Below are 19,539 nucleotides of genomic sequence, written 5' to 3'. Positions count from 1 at the left end.
ACGCAGCACTTTTAGTAATCGGTTATCCTCCTTATATCTTTCAGTAAAACTTACTTCCATAAGCCCCTGTTTAAGCAGTCACGGTTAAATAAAGGTAACTGTTCACGGGATATGTACTTTATTAAAATAACATCCCCCAATAGGCGTTGCGAACGAAGTGACGCAATCCAGTAAAGAATTCTACGAAACATCGTTCTGGATTGCTTCGCCAAGGCTCGCAGCGACGGAATTTACATGCCGAGAACAGTTGCAAATAAAGTGCCGTGCAAAGGGTGAAAAGAAATTGCAAACTCATATTATTCGATATGGGACTATCAAACTATCTGAGTTTGCATGAGCATCTTAATAAACCGCACTACTTGCTTGCAATGAATTACGCTCAATCTCTAAACTAGCTGCTGCAGCCTCAACAGCCTCCAGGGATAAAGAAGGAGCTGGTTTAAATAAAGCGTGAGGATTTGCTGTAAAGACCGAAATAACCATATTGGCTATTGCTTTCAAAAGATTAGTGAGATAGTCACCCCAGCCTAAATCTCTGCTCAATACGGTCCTGGCATCGTTTATAGCGCCTTCGCAGGACCTTTTAAATTCGATCTCGGCATTTCTTATATTAATACCTGATACCAGAGCGGCACTATATAGTGCTGTAGCAGTCTCTAAGGCGGATAGTAAAGCATTTGCTTCTTCAACGGCTGCGGGAAAATGGTGTTGATTTACTTCGCCAATATTATTTTTAAGAGTACCCAAAGCCTCATCTATTTTGCCTATTATTTTTTGTGCTGAACGCAACTGCGCTTCTTGGCGTAATTGCTCCTCTTTACGCAACAGTGTTTCTTTAGACAATAGTGCTTCTTTACTTAATTGTTCTTCTTCAGGCAATAGTGCTTCTTTGCTTAATTGTTCTTCTTCAGGCAATGATGCTTCTTTGCTTAATTGCTCTTCTTCAGGGAACGGTGCTTCTTTTTTGTCTAATTGTACGGACGGAACTTCTTTCTGTTGAATGAGAAAGAGTTCTGGGTAAGTGTCCCAGGCAAATGCTCCTGGATCTTCATTTTTTTCAATAAGCTGACTTTTTGTATAGTTAAGAACTCGTGCAGCCCCTACCATTTGATAACAATCACCACCATCATCATCAAGAATGAATAGTAAGTTGGGTTTTTCCTCTTGTGAGTTTAGATGCTGGTAAACATCATTGTACTTATACCCTGTATCCATGATGTTAAATTGAGCTATCTCCAGCTCAGTAAAGCCTTGATAACGTAACATAGCTTCAATGTAATCACGTCGATTTCTGGTAACGATACTGACTCTAACATTAGAGCTTTTTAATACCTGGTGAAAAAATGCCACAGCTTTTGGACTCATTAGCAATTGAACATCTTCCTGATTGTGATCGAAATGCTCATCATACTTTCCAAATTTTGCTTCAAATAAAGACTGAACCTCTTCCGGCGTTTTCATAGGAGTATTTTTGTAATCTTGCGCCACTCCTTCCTTGTCCCCCACCAATAAAGATTGAAAAAATGGTGAAAATACTGCTCTTTTACCTACAGCCGCTGTTATCGTGCCATCAAAATCAGTATAGATATGAACAAGAGGTACTAATTCTTGCTTTTTAGCTTTTATTAACTGCAAAATCTCTTGATCTAATTTCTCTAATAATTCTTTATCTTCTGGCAAACCAGAATGAAATGAATAAATCTTATTTTTTTCATCTTGCTCTAGAATCTTCTGGAATTCACTATAATCGTTACACTGACGCAATGAACTAAGAATTATTTCTCTGGCTTGTTTCGCTAGTCTTGACGTTATGCCAGATATCAGCTCATTAATCTCTTTATCTAATGCGACACACTCTAGTTCCGTATCCTCATGAAATGAGTAGCTCATGTTATCTTTCAGTTGTTCAAAAATCTGATCAAACTCACTATAGGAATTACATTCACGCAATAAGCTAATGACTTCTAATCTCGCATTTTTCCCCAACAACGCTCTTTTAATAGGTATCAGATCTTCAATGTTCTTATCTAATTGGTCGATAGCAGTTCTTTGGTCTATATTCAAACCTGGATAGAGAGTATAGGCAGAACCAGTCTGTTTATATAAATCATGCTTCTCCAAAAATTGCTTAAAACTCTTATAGGACGCACAACTGTTCAATGACTTAAACATTTGGTTTCTTACATTTTTAGCCTGGCTAAACGCTTGTTGAATATCACTTTTTTTTCTTGTCATAGTTAGTTCTCTAAAATTAAATATACTCTTTGGTTCACAAAATTTGAATTAATTGTCATCAATTTAATCACAAATTATGATATTTAAACACTTGCTCGTCAATACATGTTGTAAAATATAATCACTCAAAATTTAGTCCATAGCACTAAAGTCTTTGGTGCGAAAGTATCTAGGAAGAGAGTGGTTGGTTAAGAACAGTGCGCTGGGGGCCACTAAAAATTACTTTTTATACCGGGAAAGCCTTAATTAGCAGTTTGTCATTTTATCCCTTTCAGTTATTATATAAAATGCAAGTTGCTTAATTTTATAGTGCTTTGCTTAAGATATTATTAAGTGTCTTCAACTTAATTAAAGCTCTTTGAAGAGTGATCGATAAACAGTCAAACCTAATAGTGTAAAATAATGGCCCTTAGTGATAATAATAAATATTGCTCCTCTCCCAATGAGATATATCATCTACTTCAAGGTGATTCTTAATTCCAATTTAATCCATACAGGTGCATTTGTGTTTTTTAAAAAAGATAAAACGCATCTTGAAAGAAAGCTCGATATGGGCGCTTTTGGTCCTGTCCCAAAAGACGTAACGCTATACCTCCTTCTTTTTCTTGATGCTCGCTCTCTCGCTAAATTAGGAATGACTAATTCCGACTTTTATGAAATGATTCATATCCTGCCCAAGCCAATACGGTTCAAGATCTGCAACCAGGAATTCGAGGGCACTTTTGCCCAGTTCCTTGATGCCAATGCAAACTATACACAACAGAAGCAGGCCCGAAATAAAGAGATAGAAGAAATAAAGGTCAAAAGACAAGCCCTTCAGGAGCAAAAAGAAACCCTAATAGAACTCTCTGCACCATCCAACAGTAAATACCTTTCCTGTATTACTGATGAAGAAAAAATTGCTACGGGCTGTTGTTGTGTGTTTGGGATAGTTGGTGGAATTCTGATCTCTTGCTTTCTTCCAGTCTCTTGTCTGATGAGTACATCTTTAGGTGTCGTAGTTGGCGACAGCCCATTAGCAATCAGTCGAACAGCAAAATGTATTTGTGGAGTATGCCTTGCGTGTAAAGAGGAAAATCTCGATAAAAGAGAAAATGCTCTGGATTCTAATTATCCACTTCAATGGAGTATCTGACCATATAATCATTAAAATGACTTGCCGTCATAATGTAAGATAAAGCCCGCTGGACTATTCCAATTACGGGCTTCATTTTTCAACAGACCTTTATATGTCTATATTTTCCGCATCTAAGGCATTGGACTCAATAAACTCCCTTCTAGGCTCTACATTGTCTCCCATTAGAGTAGTAAATATTGCATCAGCAGCAACAGCATCTTCAATGGTTACTTGCAACATTCTCCTTACTGCAGGATCCATGGTAGTTTCCCATAACTGCTCAGGATTCATTTCACCAAGACCTTTATAACGTTGAATGGCTTGTCCTTTTTTAGCTTCATCCATTAGCCAATCTAATGCTTGTTCAAAGTTTTCAACCGGCAGGACTTTATCAGCCCGTTTGATGTATGCGCCTTCTTCGACAAGACTTGCCAATTTAGAACCCAAACCAACCATTTCTTTATAATCCTTAGAATAAAAAAACTCTGCACTCATAGGAATATAGTTATCCATTCCATGTTGAGTGACTATTATTCGCGGAATAAATAAATTGCTGTCAGGAAGTTCCTGCACGTCGACTCTATATTGTTCCGTTTTACTGCCCACTTGTTGCAAACTTAAATGCAATTGCTTACACCAACTGGTAATTTTTTCTTCTTGATTAAAATCATCGTTCTGTAATACGGGGAGATAGGCAACTCGCTTCAAAATATCAAGGGGATATCTTCGTTTGTAGCGTTTAATAATTTTCTCAACTCGTCTAAATTGCTGCACTAATTCTTCTAACGCCATCGCGGTAATTGCCGGTGCATCCTGAGCAGGATAAAACGCTGCACCGTCTAATGCACTTTGGGTTAAGTAGTCAAATAAGGCTTCATCATCTTTAACATATTGTTCTTGTTTTCCACGTTTGACTTTATATAGTGGCGGTTGAGCGATATAAATATAGCCTCTTTCTACCAGTTCAGGTGTCTGTCTGTAGAAAAAGGTTAATAGTAACGTTCTAATATGTGAACCGTCGACGTCAGCGTCGGTCATGATGATGATGCGGTGGTAACGTACTTTGTCGGGATCATATTCATCAGGACCAATGCCACAACCTAAAGCAGTAATAAGAGTAGCGACCTCCTGAGAGGAGAGCATTTTATCAAACCGCGCTTTTTCAACGTTCAATATCTTGCCCTTGAGCGGTAAAATGGCCTGGAACTTGCGGTCTCGGCCTTGTTTTGCTGAACCGCCTGCCGAATCACCCTCAACTAAATACAGTTCAGATAAAGCGGGATCTTTTTCTTGGCAATCTGCTAACTTTCCTGGCAAACCAGCGATATCCAGAGCGCCTTTTCTTCGCGTCATTTCTCGAGCGCGACGGGCTGCCTCTCTTGCTCTTGCTGCATCAATAATTTTGGCTACAATCGCTTTGGCTGCAGCGGGATTTTCCATTAGAAAATCATTGAATTTTTCTGCAACACTGGATTCAACTGCTGATTTTACTTCGGAAGATACCAGTTTATCTTTTGTTTGAGAGGAAAACTTTGGATCAGGTACTTTAACAGACAGAACGGCCGTTAATCCTTCGCGTGCATCATCTCCAGTCGGAGATACTTTCGCTTTCTTGGCATAACCTTCATTTTCTATGTAATTATTCAAAGTCCTGGTTAATGCCGCCCTGAACCCTGCCATATGCGTTCCGCCATCACGTTGCGGTATATTATTGGTAAAGCAAAAGATGGTTTCCTGGTAAGAATCGTTCCACTGCATGGACAACTCGACTACAATCCCCTCCTTTTCAGCATTCATCGAGAATACAAGAGGGAAAATTGGAGTCTTGTTTTTATTTAAATGCTCTACAAACGCTTTAATCCCCCCTTCGTAATGAAAGGTATCCTGACGTTGAGTACGCTCATCATATAAATGAATGCACACCCCTGAATTAAGATAGGATAATTCTCTTAGACGCTTAGCTAATATGTCGTAATGAAATTCGATGTTGGTGAACGTTTCAGCACTTGGTTTAAACCAGATTTGAGTACCAGTATTTGTCGCATCACCCGTTTCTGCTATAGGAGCATCAGGAACGCCATGACGATAATGTTGCTCATGTATCTTTCCATGGCGACGTACTAATAAATGCAGTTCTTCAGATAAGGCATTAACCACAGAAACACCTACTCCATGAAGACCACCAGATACTTTATAGGAGTTATCATCGAATTTACCGCCAGCATGCAAGATAGTCATAATTACTTCTGCAGCAGAACGGCCTTCTTCTTTATGAATATCAACTGGAATTCCGCGGCCATCGTCTTTAACGGTAATAGACTCATCGGTATGGATGGTTACAAATATTTCTTTGCAATGACCCGCTAAAGCTTCGTCAATAGAGTTATCAACGACTTCAAATACCATATGATGAAGCCCTGTTCCATCATCGGTATCTCCTATATACATACCTGGTCTTTTTCTTACTGCATCTAAACCCTTTAGGACTTTAATATTATTTGAATCATAACTGGCGTCAACGCTCATTAGGGACCTCTTTTACCATATTGTGGCATTTTCAAATGCCGTCATTATAGCACCATTTGCACAGGGTTTATATCTTCCTGAGGAACTTTGCTCTTTCTGTATTGAACTTAAAATAAATCCCTTCTGTCGTTAGTTCCATCTCAACAAACTCGCGGGACTGAAGCTTGAAATATAAATTCTATGCCAGAGTTTTCTCATCCCCCTTCAGCTGCCGTGACTATAAAAAACATCCTTTGCTCTATGTTTAACCTAAAACACCAAGTATCGAGCGTTTTTATATTTATTTGACTCTGACTTTTAGCTTATTTATATTTATTTCTGCTCCCCAACCGCTCATTCATGAGAGCCGTTTAACACTGGAGGTTGGATAATATCCATGATTTGTTCCACGTGAAACATTTCTCGCGAATATATAGGTATCTACCGAATCAAATATAATAGTTCGGAGATTGTGACATAAGCTAAAGTCATCAAGTAAACTATTTTTCCTGTTATAAAATAGCATGCACTATATACCGTGCGTACGGGGGGAGCGATTACGCAGACTAGAAGCCTCTACACCAATACAAGAAAAGCTGAGAACTGCGATAATACGTCTTAGCTTGACGAAGATATCCCAACGGTATCTTGCTCTATCGTTGGCACGAGGATCACCTTAGGGCTGAAGAAGAGTAGATTTCCAGGATTTGTTTCACGTGAAACATTATTCAGGGGTATTAGCTACAATAGATCCATTGTGAATAGCATAAGATGACACGTGTTCATTGGGCAACTGAGCGATAAAATCCATCTTATTAACCGAAGTGATAACATATTGCCCTGGTTGACTAGCCAGATAATCAAGTAGTTTATGTTGATGATCATCATCCAATTCAGAGACTAAATCATCAAATAAATACAAGCATTGTTGATTCAGTAATTCGCCCTGCGCCAATTTTAAGGCAATCAAAATAATTTTTTGCTGTCCTCGCGACAATACTTGTTTTGCCTTAATGTCATTACTTTCTATAAAGATATCAGCTTGGTGTGCCCCATACTGTGTATACAACTTTTGGTTATCGCTATTAAAATGTTCCGCAAGAACCTGCTCTAATGACTTTCCTGTTTTCTTTTTATCCCAGCCTTTAAAATAGTCAATACTGCAAACACTGTCAGTCAATTGCTGAAGAACGTGATAAAATCTATTTTTCCACAACTCAAAATAGTCCTGCCGCAATTCATCGAGTTGATTGGCTAGGCAGCTTAACTGTTGATCCCAGGGAATAAAGTAGGCGTAGGGGGCATGTTTTTTTAGTAAGGCATTACGGTGCTTGAGTACTTTTTTATATTCTTTCCACAAAGCGAGATAATTAGGTTTCACGTGAAACAATCCCCAATCCAGCACACTTCGACGCACTGAAGGGCCTGCATCTATAATCTGGAAGATGTCAGAATAAAAAATTTGACACGGTAATGCATAAGCCAGTTGACTCGTAGTGGTGCAAAACTGGTTATTTAATTTGATTTGAGTAGGCTCGCAACAAGACTTCTGAATACTGACGGTATCGTGATTTGCAGCGCGAGCAAACACAGTTAGTGCGGATTGACCGTGAGTTATAATAGGAGAAATTTCGCGAGAACGAAAAGAATGTCCGCAGCTCAGCAGATAAAGGGCTTCAAGGATAGAGGTTTTACCACTACCATTAGGCCCAATAATAAAAGTAAATCTGGAGTTAAGAACTAAATGTGCGGAGGAAATATTACGCAAATGATGAATTTTAAAATCCGTTAAAATCATATTTTCATAGGCATGATAATGTATTGATAAGAATCATTTTGTAAGGATTCAATTAAAATACTGCTGTCTGTGTTCGACATAGACAGGCGAATCTGCCCTTCTCCCAAGTGAGTTAAAACATCAAGTAAATAGGTTGCATTCAATCCTATTTTTAATTCATCACCCTGTGTTTCAGCAACTAAAGATTCCACAGCCTCTTCCTGTTCATTATTATGCGCAATCAGTGTTAACTGAGCGGGTTGCAAATGAAGCATGACCGCCTTAGATTTTTCATGAGCCAAAATAACAATACGAGCTAAAGAACGTTTCAAAGCGGCACAATCTATAATGATGTGTTTATCTTGCTCTCTAGGTATGGCCTTGTTGTAAGGAGGAAAACGAGCTTCGATTAACTTAGATAAGAAAACAAACTGACTCGCAATTAATTTCACATGTGATTTGCCAGCAGCAAGCAAAACATGTTCATCATTAATACAATTTAAGAGTCGCAACAACTCCTGTACCCCTTTTTTAGGGAGTAAGAGCTTGCTATGACTAACATTAGAACAAGAGTAGCGACTAATAGCCATTCTGTGCCCATCAGTAGCAACAGCTGAAATGAGATTAGGTTCAAACTCTAGAAATAAACCATTGAGAAAAACCCGGACATCCTGTTGCGACATTGCAAAGTGGGTGGACTGCAGTAATTGTAATAGCACCAAACGAGGAATAGTTAACTCAACATCATTACACTCATCTTCACTGGATGGATAGTTTTCAGCAGGCAAAGTTGTCAATTTAAAAGAACTACGACCTTGTTTAATAGTTAAGATCCCGCTATCAAACACAATATTAGGGGTAGCATTCTCATCAAGGGAACGAATGATATCGATAAATTTTTTAGCTGGAACAGTAATAGTTTCCGCAGAATTATTTGACTGACAAACTACCTGAGCAGAAATTTCTATTTCTAAATCAGTAGCGGTAATAAATAATAATCCATCAGATAACTTCAACAAAAAATGAGATAATATGGCCAAGGATTGTTTTTTATCTACAGCCCCTGCAACGGTTAGTAAAGGAGTCAGCAGATCTTCCTTCTTTATAGCAAACTCAAACAAGATAGACTCCTTATCAAGAAGATAAAATTCTCATTAAATTTTTATAATCTTCGGCAAAATCACTGTCATCCTGTACCAATTCCTTAACCTTTCTGCAGGCATGAATAACAGTAGTGTGATCTCGGCCACCAAAATGATCGCCAATTTCAGGTAAACTATGATTGGTTAACTCTTTACTTAAAGCCATCGCCATTTGTCGCGGCCTTGCAATAGAACGACTACGACGTTTAGAAAGTAAATCCGCCACTTTAACTTTGTAATACTCTGCAACAGTTTTTTGAATATTTTCTATAGTGACTAATTTATCTTGTAAAGCAAGAAGATCACGCAAAGCTTCATGAACAAATTCAATAGTAATTGGCTTACCCGTAAAGTGGGCATTAGCAATAACACGACGTAAAGCACCTTCGAGCTCCCTCACATTAGAACGGATACGCTTAGCAATAAAGAAAGCGACCTCATAAGGCAATTCAATATTAGATTGTTCTGCTTTACTAATTAATATAGCAACGCGTGTTTCCAATTCAGGAGGCTCTACCGCAACGGTTAATCCCCAACCAAACCGGGACTTAAGTCGTTCTTCCATTCCCTCAATTTCTTTAGGATAGCGATCACTGGTTAAAATAATCTGTTGCTGCCCTTCTAACAAAGCATTAAACGTATGAAAAAACTCTTCTTGAGATCGATCTTTACCAGCAAAAAATTGAATATCATCAATGAGTAACGCATTCAAAGAGCGATAAAAACGTTTAAACTCATTAATGGAGTTCGTTTGCAACGCTTTAACCATATCGGCAACGAAACGCTCTGAATGTAAATACAATACCTTAGCTTCAGGGTTATTCTTGAGAATATTATTACCAATAGCATGCATCAGGTGAGTTTTGCCTAAACCTACACCGCCATAGATAAATAAAGGATTATAAGCATCGCCTGGACGCTCTGCTACTTGCATCGAAGCAGCACGAGCTAACTGGTTAGAATTTCCTTCAACAAAACTGTCAAAAACGAATTTTTTATTCAGGTGACTGCTTTTATAATCTACAGCCTTTTTAGACACCACTTTTGCCGCAGCACCTTCAGGGGTAGAAGTAGAAGAAGTATCAATAGGGGCTACAGCCGGCTCAATAGACTTACTACCAATTTCAATGGAAACTGATTTGATATCGTCACCACAAAATTGATTAATTAATTCTTCAATACGTGTAAAAAAATGTTTTTTTACCCAATCGACAACGAAGCGATTTGGGGCAAGCAAAACTAACCGCTGCTCCTCAGTATGAGCTTGTAAAGGTCGCAACCAGGTGTTGAATTGCTGAGCAGAATATTCATCTTGCAATAAACCTAAACATTTTTGCCAAACAGTTGTTGACACAACATAACTCCTCACTAAATAAGGGTGGTAAAAAGAATGTTAAAACTAATTATCCACGGCTATAAATATTGCCACTGAAAGTACCTACACAGCAAGATAATTAAAAAGAATAAATTTAAGGATCAAAAAATTGATATAAAACTTATAAAATTAAAACAGAATGTATATTAATAAACGTATTAATGTAGTGAATTATACCCAGCCTGAAATAAAAGGCAAAGTTATCCACAAAAAAAAATAAAATAAATAAGTTAATTTGCTGCTAATAGCAATAAAAAGACACTCCAACTAATGACAATAATAAATGCATGGTGAATAAAATTACTTATGGATAAATACCCAATAACTCATAGGATAAGATGGATATAACCATGGGGTAGAGATTAAGAGTAAGGATATAAACAAATAAACTACAAGGTAAACGTCAACTTATAAACACTATAAAATATTAATTAACTACTTGATAATAATCACAAAATTTAAATTATCAACAGATATTAGCCTGCATAATAATAAAAGTATCTTTTTAAAATATATATATTTTTAATATTATTAAGGGCACACAAACAAGAAGAAATAACCCCACTCAACCACGAGCAAAACTCGGTCAATTACTCTCTTCAAGCAAATTACTCATTTCTTAAAAACAAGGAATGATTCTTATTTACTAAAATTATCAAGAACAACTCCTGTCAAATGAAGCAAAAGATGTGAATAAGAAGATGTTTTATACCCTATATATATAGTGTATAAATTGGATAGGTATAATTAGTATTGCAGTTACACACAGACTAAATAATAAAAATACAGGAGTTTTATACAACATAAAAACACAGTAACTAATTGATTAAATTACAAAATATTAAACTATCAACAGAAAAATCAAAGCTTATAATAAACACAAAATAAATAATTTAATAAATTAATTATTATTAGCGAAACGAACAAAGGCAAAACTTACTCAAAAAATAATCAACTTTCTAAATTGACAGTACAACGAAAGTTCTCTATCATTGCCAGCCTCATAAATATATAAACAGGTTCATCATGAAACGCACCTTTCAACCAAGTAATCTAAAACGCAAACGCGATCATGGTTTTCGTGAACGTATGGCTACTCGAGCTGGCAGATTAGTTATTAAACGTCGTCGTGCTAAAGGCCGTAAGCGTTTATCAGCTTAAGTGTTTGCTTTTAAAAAAACACAACGTTTATTAAAAAAAGTCGATTATGACCATGTGTTTGAGCAAGCAAAAAAAATTATAACCAATGAATTTATTATTCTGTATCGCGAAAATGATTTAGGTTATGCTCGTCTTGGGCTGGCGTTATCAAAAAAAATGATAGCTAAAGCCCATGACAGGAATCGTATTAAACGACTGCTAAGGGAAAGTTTTCGCCAGACGCGATTACCTGCAGTAGATGTGATTTTTTTGGCCAGGCAAGGTGTTGCGAAACAAACGAGTTCAGGCATCAATACCAAGTTGAGCAAAACATGGGAAAAATTAACATCCTAATACAAAAAATAGTATGCTTGCCCATAAGATTATATCAATATTTGATTAGCCCTTTGATTAAACCATGCTGTCGCTTTTACCCTAGTTGTTCACAGTATGCTATTAGTGCTATTAAACAACATGGTGTAGCCAAAGGGATATGGATGGCCTGTAAAAGATTATTACGTTGCCATCCGTGGTCGCGTGGTGGTTATGATCCCGTACTCCCTAACGATGAGAAGCTTTGATGGATATAAGACGTATTATATTATATATGGCGCTTGCGCTGGTTGGTTTATCTCTTTGGAACGCTTGGCAAATTGATTATCCCGCCAAACCACCTATAGCAGAAGAAGCAAACAATCCGGTAAATGCCGATGGACATTTGTTACCTCAAGTCGCCCCTGTCGACACGAAACAAACTAATTTAACTCCTTCTACTGAGCAATCGGTAATTAATTCAACAACCCCCTCCCAATTAATTCAGGTCAAAACTGATGTTTTGGATGTCAATATCGACTTAAAGCAAGGTGATATTGTTTCAGGGGCATTGCTCGATTATCCTTTAAGTGTAGAAGATAAAAATAAACCTTTTCCCCTTTTACAAAATCAGCCTAACGAACGTTATGTGGCTAATAGCAGTATTTTTGTATCTACTGGGCAGACGGTTCAGTCTCTTGATTTTGGATTTACCACGAAACAGCATTCCTATGAATTAAATCCAGAGCAAAATCAATTAATAGTAACGCTTGATGGTAAAACTGAAGATGGATTGGCTGTTAAAAAGGAATTTATCTTTACTAAAGGCAGTTATTTAATCCAGGTGAATTATAAAATTGTAAATAACAGTACCCAGGAATGGAAAGGTTATTTAAATACGCAGTTATTACGTAGTTCTCCTAAAGAAGACAAGTCATCTATTTTTCATGTTGGTTCATATACCGGTGCTTCATTTTCAAATCCTGGTAAACACCGATATCAAAAAGTCAGTTTTAGTGATATGGGCAAAACTAATTTGGACGTTGACGCTAAAGGTGGCTGGATAGCCATGCAGCAACACTATTTCTTAAGTGCATGGATTCCCAATTCAGACAGTGATAATAAATTTTATACTCGTGCAGTTAATGGCGATTATACTATTGGTGCCGTAAGCCACCCCATTTCTATTAAACCTGACGAGCAAAAAGAGGTAAGTTCCAAACTTTATGTAGGTCCGGAAATTACCAGTGTACTGAAAAGTATAGCGCCATCTTTAGATTTAACTGTTGATTACGGAATTTTATGGTTCGTCTCTTCTTTATTGTTTTCATTAATGAAGGCCATTTATAATTTTGTAGGTAACTGGGGTTGGTCTATTGTTTTAGTTACCGTTTTGATCAAGCTGGCCTTTTATCGATTATCAGCGACAAGTTATAAATCCATGGCTGGCATGAGAAAGCTGCAACCTAAATTGCAAGCATTGCGTGAACGTTATGGAGATGACAAGGCAAAAATCAGTCAGGCAACCATGGAACTATATAAGCAGGAAAAGGTTAATCCTTTGGGTGGTTGCTTGCCGATATTGATTCAAATCCCAGTATTTATTGCCTTGTATTGGGTTTTATTAGAAAGTGTTGAATTAAGACAAGCTCCATTTATTTTCTGGATTAAGGACTTAGCATCTCCAGATCCTTATCATGTGCTCCCTCTTATTATGGGTGCGACCATGCTTATTCAGCAAAAACTGAACCCTGCACCGCCGGATCCAATGCAAGCCAAAGTAATGATGTTTTTACCAATATTATTTACTGGATTGTTCTGGAATTTCCCATCAGGTCTAGTATTGTATTGGATAGTGAATAATACATTGTCTATATTGCAACAATGGTATATCACAAGAAAGTATTCTGATGAAAAAACCACTAAAAAAATTACAGCTACTGCAAAATAAATGTCAACAGATACTATAGTAGCCATAGCGACCCCGCCTGGAAGAGGTGGGGTAGGCATCATCCGATTGTCAGGCCCCAAAGCTTATTCTATTGCCCTCCAACTAAATGGTAATAAAACACTGCAACCCCGCTTAGCCAGTTATTGTTCCTTTTATAAAGGTGACAAGGAATTGGTTGATCAAGGGCTAATGCTTTATTTTAAGGCGCCAAATTCTTTTACTGGCGAAGATGTTATTGAAATTCAAGCGCATGGTTCACCAGTAGTTCTTGATATACTGACCAAAGAATCAGTGGTATTAGGTGCTCGACTGGCAAGGCCTGGTGAGTTTTCCGAACGGGCCTTTCTTAACGACAAAATAGATCTAACTCAAGCCGAGGCAATTGCTGATTTAATTCAGGCCAGCTCACAAACTGCTGCACGTATGGCTTTTCGCACCTTACAAGGTGATTTTTCAAAAAAAATTAATCAGTTAAACGAAGAGCTCATTTATTTACGCTTATATGTCGAAGCGGCAATTGATTTTCCTGAGGAGGAAATCGATTTCTTAAATGACGGTAAAGTAGCTCGTTTACTCCAGTCCATCCTCGACAATCTCGAAATAATCCGTAGTGAGGCAAATCAGGGAGTCATTTTGCGTGAAGGCTTATCTTTAGTCATTGCAGGAAGACCGAATGCTGGCAAATCAACTCTAATCAATTGTCTGGCCGGCAAAGATGTGGCTATAGTAACGGAGGTCGCTGGTACTACCCGTGATGTAATGCGTGAGCATATTTTGCTAGACGAAATTCCGGTTCATATCATTGACACTGCTGGACTTCGAGATAGTGATGACTTGGTGGAAAAAGAAGGCATCAAACGAGCCTGGCAAGAATTAAAGCAAGCAGATTGTGTTTTGCTGGTAGTCGATGTGAATAATCCAGAAGAACATCAATTGGTAACCGATGAATTACGTTCGGTGCTACCAAGAAATATTCCTATTATTAGTGTATTCAATAAAATTGATACTTTAGGATCTTCTCCTCAGGTAAATGATCTGGCTGTATCTTTGTCAGCAAAATCAGGGGAAGGAATAGATGGCCTTAAAAAAATTATCAAACAAGTAGTAGGATACCAACCCAATGAAGGACATTTTTTAGCGCGCAGACGCCATCTTAATGCTTTAGATGAAGCTAAAGAATTATTACTCACCGGACAACGTCAATTAGCAGAGCATCGCGCGGGTGAATTACTAGCTGAAGATTTGCGTTTGGCACATCAGGTTTTATGCGAAATAACGGGTGAATTTACTTCTGATGATTTATTAGGGAAAATTTTTTCCAGTTTTTGCATTGGTAAGTAGTTACCTCCTCACACGTCATCCAGAGCGAAGCGAAAGATCTCCCTATGACGAAGACTCAAGTCATAGCAAGGAAATCCTTCATTGTGCTCGGGATGACCGTTCATAAATAAATCAAAAAAAGAGTGAAAACTCATGTTGTGCTCTCAAAATCAATGTGTAAAAAAACAATACAAAAAGGCTTGTCAAATGCAAACCCAAGTGGTAACGTATTAGAAGTAAAACTTCCTGTATATTTTTTGTGAGTTGTGATTATGGTTTATTCGAGTCAAAATGCAGCTTTTCGGAGAGACAAACACCAGTTTTTTTCTCAATTTCCTTCCGTAGGTAATCTGGACACTCAGATCAATACAATTGACAAACGAGTTCAGAATATTGGATATACCTTTTTGCTACAAAATCAAAATGCACTCGAAACCGAATTCACTCAAATGTTTGCTATCTTGCAACAGCAAGATGATGAAAACAAAGAGATCTTTTGGCTTTATTGTTACTATTGCGCCTCCCTTTTAGAAGCATTTTACACGGCGTATTCTCAACCCGGTAACGCAAATAAATACAAAAAAATTAAACAGCAAATAAAAAATCATTTAAATCATGATAAAGAAAATAGCGAAGTTGAGAAGAGCTTTATTCAATCACTGCAGGATTCTTTCCTGGAAGGGTTTCGTAATTTAGTGAGCTCACCTTTTCATGTATCTCAAATTAGAGATTATGTGGCCTACTCCAATCTTTGCCGTATTTATTGGACTTTTTGTCGATTGACCTTAACACAAGGGTTCTCTGTAGCACGAGATCTTAAACTGATTGATAAACTGGATGCGCTTTTAGGAACCCATACTGATGTAGATAAGATCATTGGAACTCTTCAGGCCCCTACCTTCATCATTAATTATTTTAGTGTTGGATTTTTCCTGATGCGTTTTATGATTGATGGTGGGATGCTGCTAAAACATACCTTTTGTCCTACAGAGTTAGAAGAAGGGGCTAATAATAGTTGTGAAGTTAACCAATTAGATGATCTGCCAGGCGCCGCTAGTATAGAGGCTTATAGAAATAGCTATATCATGGTTCCGGATGAAGACGGTACAGGAGTAGAACTTTATTATATCCCTAAAAGTGGAAAAGCAGAGAGACTGACCTTAAAAGACAAAAATAAATTAAAAGGGGATTTATTAGCTAAGTTAAATGAGAATCCCTCGATTCGCTTGAGCGCAGAAGAAGTAAGAAAAATAATTACCGCCCAAACGGATCATGTTCCAGAGGCAACCACGCGCCTTGATCGTTTTAAGCATGAGCTTTATAAAAGGCATTGTAATTTTGCAAATGACTTGGTCTGGGCTACAGTTAATTTTTTAACTAATTTTAACCAGCTTGTCCACATTTCCGGTCCTGTTGCGGGCTATCTTACCTCTGCATTTTTAGTTTTTGACGTGGGGATGGCTTTATACAAATGCAATTTGGCGAAACAGGAATATTTAACTAAAAAAGCTCAATATATAGAAGAACGGGATGAATATAATAATCCTGAACGTTTTAAAAAAATGAGCGATGAGCAAAGACGGATTCATATTGAGATGCTCGATCAGCAACTAATGGCTCTGGAAATTAATTGGCGGACTAAGGAAGCAACGTTTTATTTTGTTGCAGCAGCAGCCGCTTTATTGATGTTAGGATTTACTGCTTCTATGTTAGTTAGTCCAGCTGTGATGGTTGTGGGTTGTTATTTTGTTTGTACGATAGCAGTTGCCATGTATCTTTCAGCTGGAGCTTATTCTAAGTATCAGGAAAAAAGCCTGTATCTGGAACAAGCCCAATTGACTGGTAAAAATCTTCCTGTGGCTCAGAAGGAATTTGAAGCGGCGCGAAATGACTTTATTTTTACCATGATCAAAAATACAGTAATGCCTTTGGTTTTGATTACAACTTTTGCTGTCTGTTGGCCTGCAGCCGTGGTTTTAACTGCGATGTATGTAGGCTATGAGTTGTATCACGCTTATGATCAACATTCTGAAAGTAAGGCTATAAAGCAACTTGCTTTAGCCGGCCCTCAGGAAGAGAGAGAGGATGCTCACTTATTGCCAAGTCCTGCATTCTAGTTTCAGAAGCATTGACCCTTTCTTTTAGAGAGGGTCAAAAGTGTTCTATCTTTCCGGATACATGGAATTAATGGCCGCAATGTCTCTTTCACTTAAGTGATTTCTTTGTCCTATCTCTATTCCCTCAACCACAGGAGTAATGGTTTTTTTGCCATTTTTAGAAAAAGCATAGGGGCCATAATGCATAATGGATTGATAATCGTAATCACCATAATCTTTGCCATCAGTTAAATGCTGGTTAAAGTTGTACTTATGATCTTCCTCAATATTTTCCCAGGCAATACGGACATAATAGTCCCTGTCAGCTCTCGACTGTTCATGCCACATACCTAAAGCATGACCTATTTCATGTACTGTATTCATAGTCGTGCAGCGCGGCGATAAATCAATAATTTGTTTGCCACCTTGTCGCCCAACAAATGAGGCACAGATGGTACCCTCAGCCCGAATAAAAGAAACATAATCGCGATATTCCGGGCGATTTTTTGTGGTTAATTCAACAAACTCTATTTTGCTGTTTTTGCGCCAATGTTCCATAGCCTGGTAAATAGAAAATTTATTCGCAAAGGGTAAATCTTCTGCAATTTCATAAGGTACTATCCCGCCAGGCCAACGCGACCCTCCAAGCATGGGAGTAATAACCGCGCCTTGCCGGTTTAGAGTAGCAATTTTACCCAGAATAATATCGCCCTCTGCAATGGCATACCCATCAATTTGCTCATAAATCACTGTTTGACTTCCCATGGTCGGATTAGTCATAGTGACCTGCCCTAAAGCTCCAGCATTTAAGGGGGACAAAAATAAAGCGGAGCAAACGAAACTAATAGTTTTTAAACGGTGTTTCATTGTAATCTCCAAATCAAGAATAAATTATGAACAGTGTATTAGACAGTGTATAAAAAAGAGCATTAAATTTCTATGGTAAAATTAAACTCAAAGTGAAAAATACTTCACTGATTTTAAAAAAAAACTTCCTACAATGATGCAGTTTGCATCGCCCGCTAGATTAGTATAGGCCTCAAAACTATGATTTACATGCATTGCACTTCAAGACACTAATTCGTATTATAAAAGAAGTACTTAGAATTAATGAATTCGTCAGTACATGGAGTTGTAATGAAAATCCCCTCTTAGGAAAAGCTCTCATGCATAAAGACCGCGAGTTGGCTGCAAATTCATTAAGTATAGGTGAATCTATTATCATGGGTGTGGCCGGTGCAGCCCCTGCTTTTAGTATTTCTGCTGCGGTCGTAGCACTTGTTGCTTCAATTCATACCATGGCTCCAGCCAGTGTATTGTATTGTGGGATCATTATGTTTGGCATTACCCTGTCTTTTATCCATTTAAATAAACTAAAAGTTAACGCGGGCGCTTCTTATGCTTGGGTAAGTGCGATTTTTGGTCGTCATCTTGGTTTTTTTGCCGGCTGGGCGCTTTTGGTCTCTTCGGCTGTTTTTATGGTTTCGGGATCGATTCCTGCGGCAACCGCCACTTTGCTGCTGATTGCGCCTCAAGAGTTAGATAGCCTGGTGGTGATTACGTCTGTTGCTGCGCTTTGGCTTACTTTAATTTCCGCCATTGCTTTTAAAGGAATTAAACCAGCCAGTTATCTTCAAGTGTTGATGACCGGTATTGAAGTGATTATTTTAGTAGCGATCATTGTTGGTGGGATAATTCAATTTGCAAAGCAACCCGCCCATCAATTCTCTTTTTCCTGGTTTTCTATAACAGGTTTTACTCCTACTACCTTTGCGACAGGTGCTTTGACCGCCGTTTTTTTGTACTGGGGTTGGGATGTTACCCTTAATTTAAATGAAGAAACAAAAAATGCAGTGCACGCTCCTGGTTGGGGTGCTTTTTGGTCGGTGATTCTCATTATTCTGCTGTTTGAGGCCTTTATTGTTACAGCACTTCTGGTTCTCAGTGATCAAGAGATACTAAAGTCAGAAACTAACGTTATTTTTGCTATTGCTAATAAAATTTTTCCCAAGCCATGGAGTTATTTGGCTGTTCTCAGTGTTGTTTTAAGCTCTATAGGTACTTTGGAAACAACCATTCTTCAATTTACCAGAACTTTATTTGCCCAGGGCCGAGATGAGGTAATGCACCCGAGGTATGCCTTATTGCATCAAACCAAAAACTCCCCTTGGGTAGCTACCCTGGTGATTTGGGGTTTTGGGATGATTTTTTTATTTTTGTCCTCGTATTCCCCTACCGTTCATATTCTTATGAAAGATTCAGTGGATGCCATAGGATTCCAGGTGGCTTTTTATTACAGCCTGACTGGTTTCGCCTGTGCTTGGTATTATCGTCTTCTTTGGAAGAGTACGGCGGAGCTATTAGGTTATATTATTTGGCCTACCTTGAGTTCTTGCTTTTTGATATTTATTGCTCTTTACAGTATCCCAACATTTGATTGGGTGACCAATCTGGTCGGATTAGGCGGGATTCTCATCGGCATTGTGCCCTTTGCCTTGAATGAACGAAGGCTAAAGGCAAAAAGTCGTAAATAACAGCGGTTGTTGACCATTGGTTTTCTGACGAGCCG

At 38.0% G+C, this 19,539-nt stretch carries 14 protein-coding genes; 8 read left to right on the top strand and 6 right to left on the bottom strand.

Annotation, left to right across the window (positions count from 1 at the left end):
* Window positions 1-342 precede the first annotated feature (342 nt).
* A complete protein-coding gene (locus tag LOX96_RS03380; RefSeq protein WP_250422258.1) occupies window positions 343-2,235 on the bottom strand; it encodes a hypothetical protein in 1,893 nt (630 codons plus the stop codon).
* A gap of 505 nt (window positions 2,236-2,740) precedes the next feature.
* On the opposite strand from LOX96_RS03380, the gene LOX96_RS03375 reads away from it, so the two are divergent.
* Window positions 2,741-3,370, top strand: coding sequence for a hypothetical protein (locus tag LOX96_RS03375; protein WP_250422255.1), 630 nt, complete (start codon window positions 2,741-2,743; stop codon window positions 3,368-3,370).
* Between the two features lie 90 nt (window positions 3,371-3,460).
* Here LOX96_RS03375 and gyrB read toward each other — a convergent pair whose 3' ends face one another.
* From gyrB to dnaA, 4 genes are all read right to left on the bottom strand, one after another.
* Window positions 3,461-5,878, bottom strand: a complete 2,418-nt coding sequence (gene gyrB / locus LOX96_RS03370; RefSeq protein ID WP_250422253.1) for a DNA topoisomerase (ATP-hydrolyzing) subunit B — start codon at window positions 5,876-5,878, stop codon at window positions 3,461-3,463.
* Between the two features lie 703 nt (window positions 5,879-6,581).
* Window positions 6,582-7,655 carry a DNA replication/repair protein RecF gene (gene recF, locus LOX96_RS03365; protein ID WP_250422251.1) on the bottom strand — a complete coding sequence of 358 codons (1,074 nt, stop codon included), beginning with the start codon at window positions 7,653-7,655 and terminating at the stop codon, window positions 6,582-6,584.
* A complete protein-coding gene (gene dnaN, locus LOX96_RS03360) occupies window positions 7,652-8,755 on the bottom strand; it encodes a DNA polymerase III subunit beta (RefSeq protein ID WP_250422248.1) in 1,104 nt (367 codons plus the stop codon). The genes recF and dnaN overlap by 4 nt, the downstream gene beginning before the upstream one ends.
* A 13-nt stretch (window positions 8,756-8,768) precedes the next feature.
* Complete coding sequence (gene dnaA / locus LOX96_RS03355) at window positions 8,769-10,130, bottom strand: chromosomal replication initiator protein DnaA (protein WP_250422246.1); 1,362 nt, start codon at window positions 10,128-10,130, stop codon at window positions 8,769-8,771.
* 1,047 nt (window positions 10,131-11,177) lie between these two features.
* Here dnaA and rpmH point away from each other — a divergent pair.
* The 6 genes from rpmH (at window position 11,178) to LOX96_RS03325 (ending at window position 16,991) form a co-directional block, all read left to right on the top strand.
* Window positions 11,178-11,312, top strand: a complete 135-nt coding sequence (gene rpmH / locus LOX96_RS03350; RefSeq protein ID WP_006869475.1) for a 50S ribosomal protein L34 — start codon at window positions 11,178-11,180, stop codon at window positions 11,310-11,312.
* A complete protein-coding gene (rnpA, locus tag LOX96_RS03345) occupies window positions 11,313-11,645 on the top strand; it encodes a ribonuclease P protein component (protein ID WP_250422244.1) in 333 nt (110 codons plus the stop codon).
* A complete protein-coding gene (yidD, locus tag LOX96_RS03340) occupies window positions 11,624-11,872 on the top strand; it encodes a membrane protein insertion efficiency factor YidD (RefSeq protein ID WP_250422243.1) in 249 nt (82 codons plus the stop codon). The genes rnpA and yidD overlap by 22 nt, the downstream gene beginning before the upstream one ends.
* A complete protein-coding gene (gene yidC / locus LOX96_RS03335; RefSeq protein ID WP_250422241.1) occupies window positions 11,872-13,554 on the top strand; it encodes a membrane protein insertase YidC in 1,683 nt (560 codons plus the stop codon). The genes yidD and yidC overlap by 1 nt, the downstream gene beginning before the upstream one ends.
* Window positions 13,555-14,895 carry a tRNA uridine-5-carboxymethylaminomethyl(34) synthesis GTPase MnmE gene (gene mnmE, locus LOX96_RS03330; RefSeq protein WP_250422240.1) on the top strand — a complete coding sequence of 447 codons (1,341 nt, stop codon included), beginning with the start codon at window positions 13,555-13,557 and terminating at the stop codon, window positions 14,893-14,895.
* A 251-nt stretch (window positions 14,896-15,146) separates the two neighbouring features.
* Window positions 15,147-16,991 (top strand): hypothetical protein, encoded by a 1,845-nt coding sequence (locus tag LOX96_RS03325; protein WP_250422239.1) that lies wholly within the window; start codon window positions 15,147-15,149, stop codon window positions 16,989-16,991.
* Window positions 16,992-17,036: 45 nt separating this feature from the next.
* Here LOX96_RS03325 and legP read toward each other — a convergent pair whose 3' ends face one another.
* Window positions 17,037-17,837, bottom strand: a complete 801-nt coding sequence (gene legP, locus LOX96_RS03320; protein WP_284498289.1) for a Dot/Icm T4SS effector Zinc-dependent metalloprotease LegP — start codon at window positions 17,835-17,837, stop codon at window positions 17,037-17,039.
* Window positions 17,838-18,136: 299 nt separating this feature from the next.
* Between legP and LOX96_RS03315 the strand changes: the two genes are divergently transcribed.
* Complete coding sequence (locus tag LOX96_RS03315) at window positions 18,137-19,504, top strand: APC family permease (RefSeq protein WP_250422238.1); 1,368 nt, start codon at window positions 18,137-18,139, stop codon at window positions 19,502-19,504.
* Window positions 19,505-19,539 lie beyond the last annotated feature (35 nt).

Source organism: Legionella maioricensis (genome assembly GCF_023618015.1).
Taxonomy (GTDB): Bacteria; Pseudomonadota; Gammaproteobacteria; order Legionellales; family Legionellaceae; genus Legionella; species Legionella maioricensis.
Note: the sequence above shows the minus strand (reverse complement) of the source record. Positions and strands in the feature narration are given on the sequence as shown.

Bases quoted from the DNA above. Each gene is read 5' to 3' on its own strand.
- yidC (WP_250422241.1), top strand. From the start codon at position 11,872: ATGGATATAAGACGTATTATATTATATATGGCGCTTGCGCTGGTTGGT.
- rpmH (WP_006869475.1), top strand. From the start codon at position 11,178: ATGAAACGCACCTTTCAACCAAGTAATCTAAAACGCAAACGCGATCAT.
- recF (WP_250422251.1), bottom strand. From the start codon at position 7,655: ATGATTTTAACGGATTTTAAAATTCATCATTTGCGTAATATTTCCTCC.
- legP (WP_284498289.1), bottom strand. From the start codon at position 17,837: ATGAAACACCGTTTAAAAACTATTAGTTTCGTTTGCTCCGCTTTATTT.
- LOX96_RS03315 (WP_250422238.1), top strand. From the start codon at position 18,137: ATGCATAAAGACCGCGAGTTGGCTGCAAATTCATTAAGTATAGGTGAA.
- yidD (WP_250422243.1), top strand. From the start codon at position 11,624: ATGGGAAAAATTAACATCCTAATACAAAAAATAGTATGCTTGCCCATA.
- LOX96_RS03380 (WP_250422258.1), bottom strand. From the start codon at position 2,235: ATGACAAGAAAAAAAAGTGATATTCAACAAGCGTTTAGCCAGGCTAAA.
- gyrB (WP_250422253.1), bottom strand. From the start codon at position 5,878: ATGAGCGTTGACGCCAGTTATGATTCAAATAATATTAAAGTCCTAAAG.
- mnmE (WP_250422240.1), top strand. From the start codon at position 13,555: ATGTCAACAGATACTATAGTAGCCATAGCGACCCCGCCTGGAAGAGGT.
- LOX96_RS03325 (WP_250422239.1), top strand. From the start codon at position 15,147: ATGGTTTATTCGAGTCAAAATGCAGCTTTTCGGAGAGACAAACACCAG.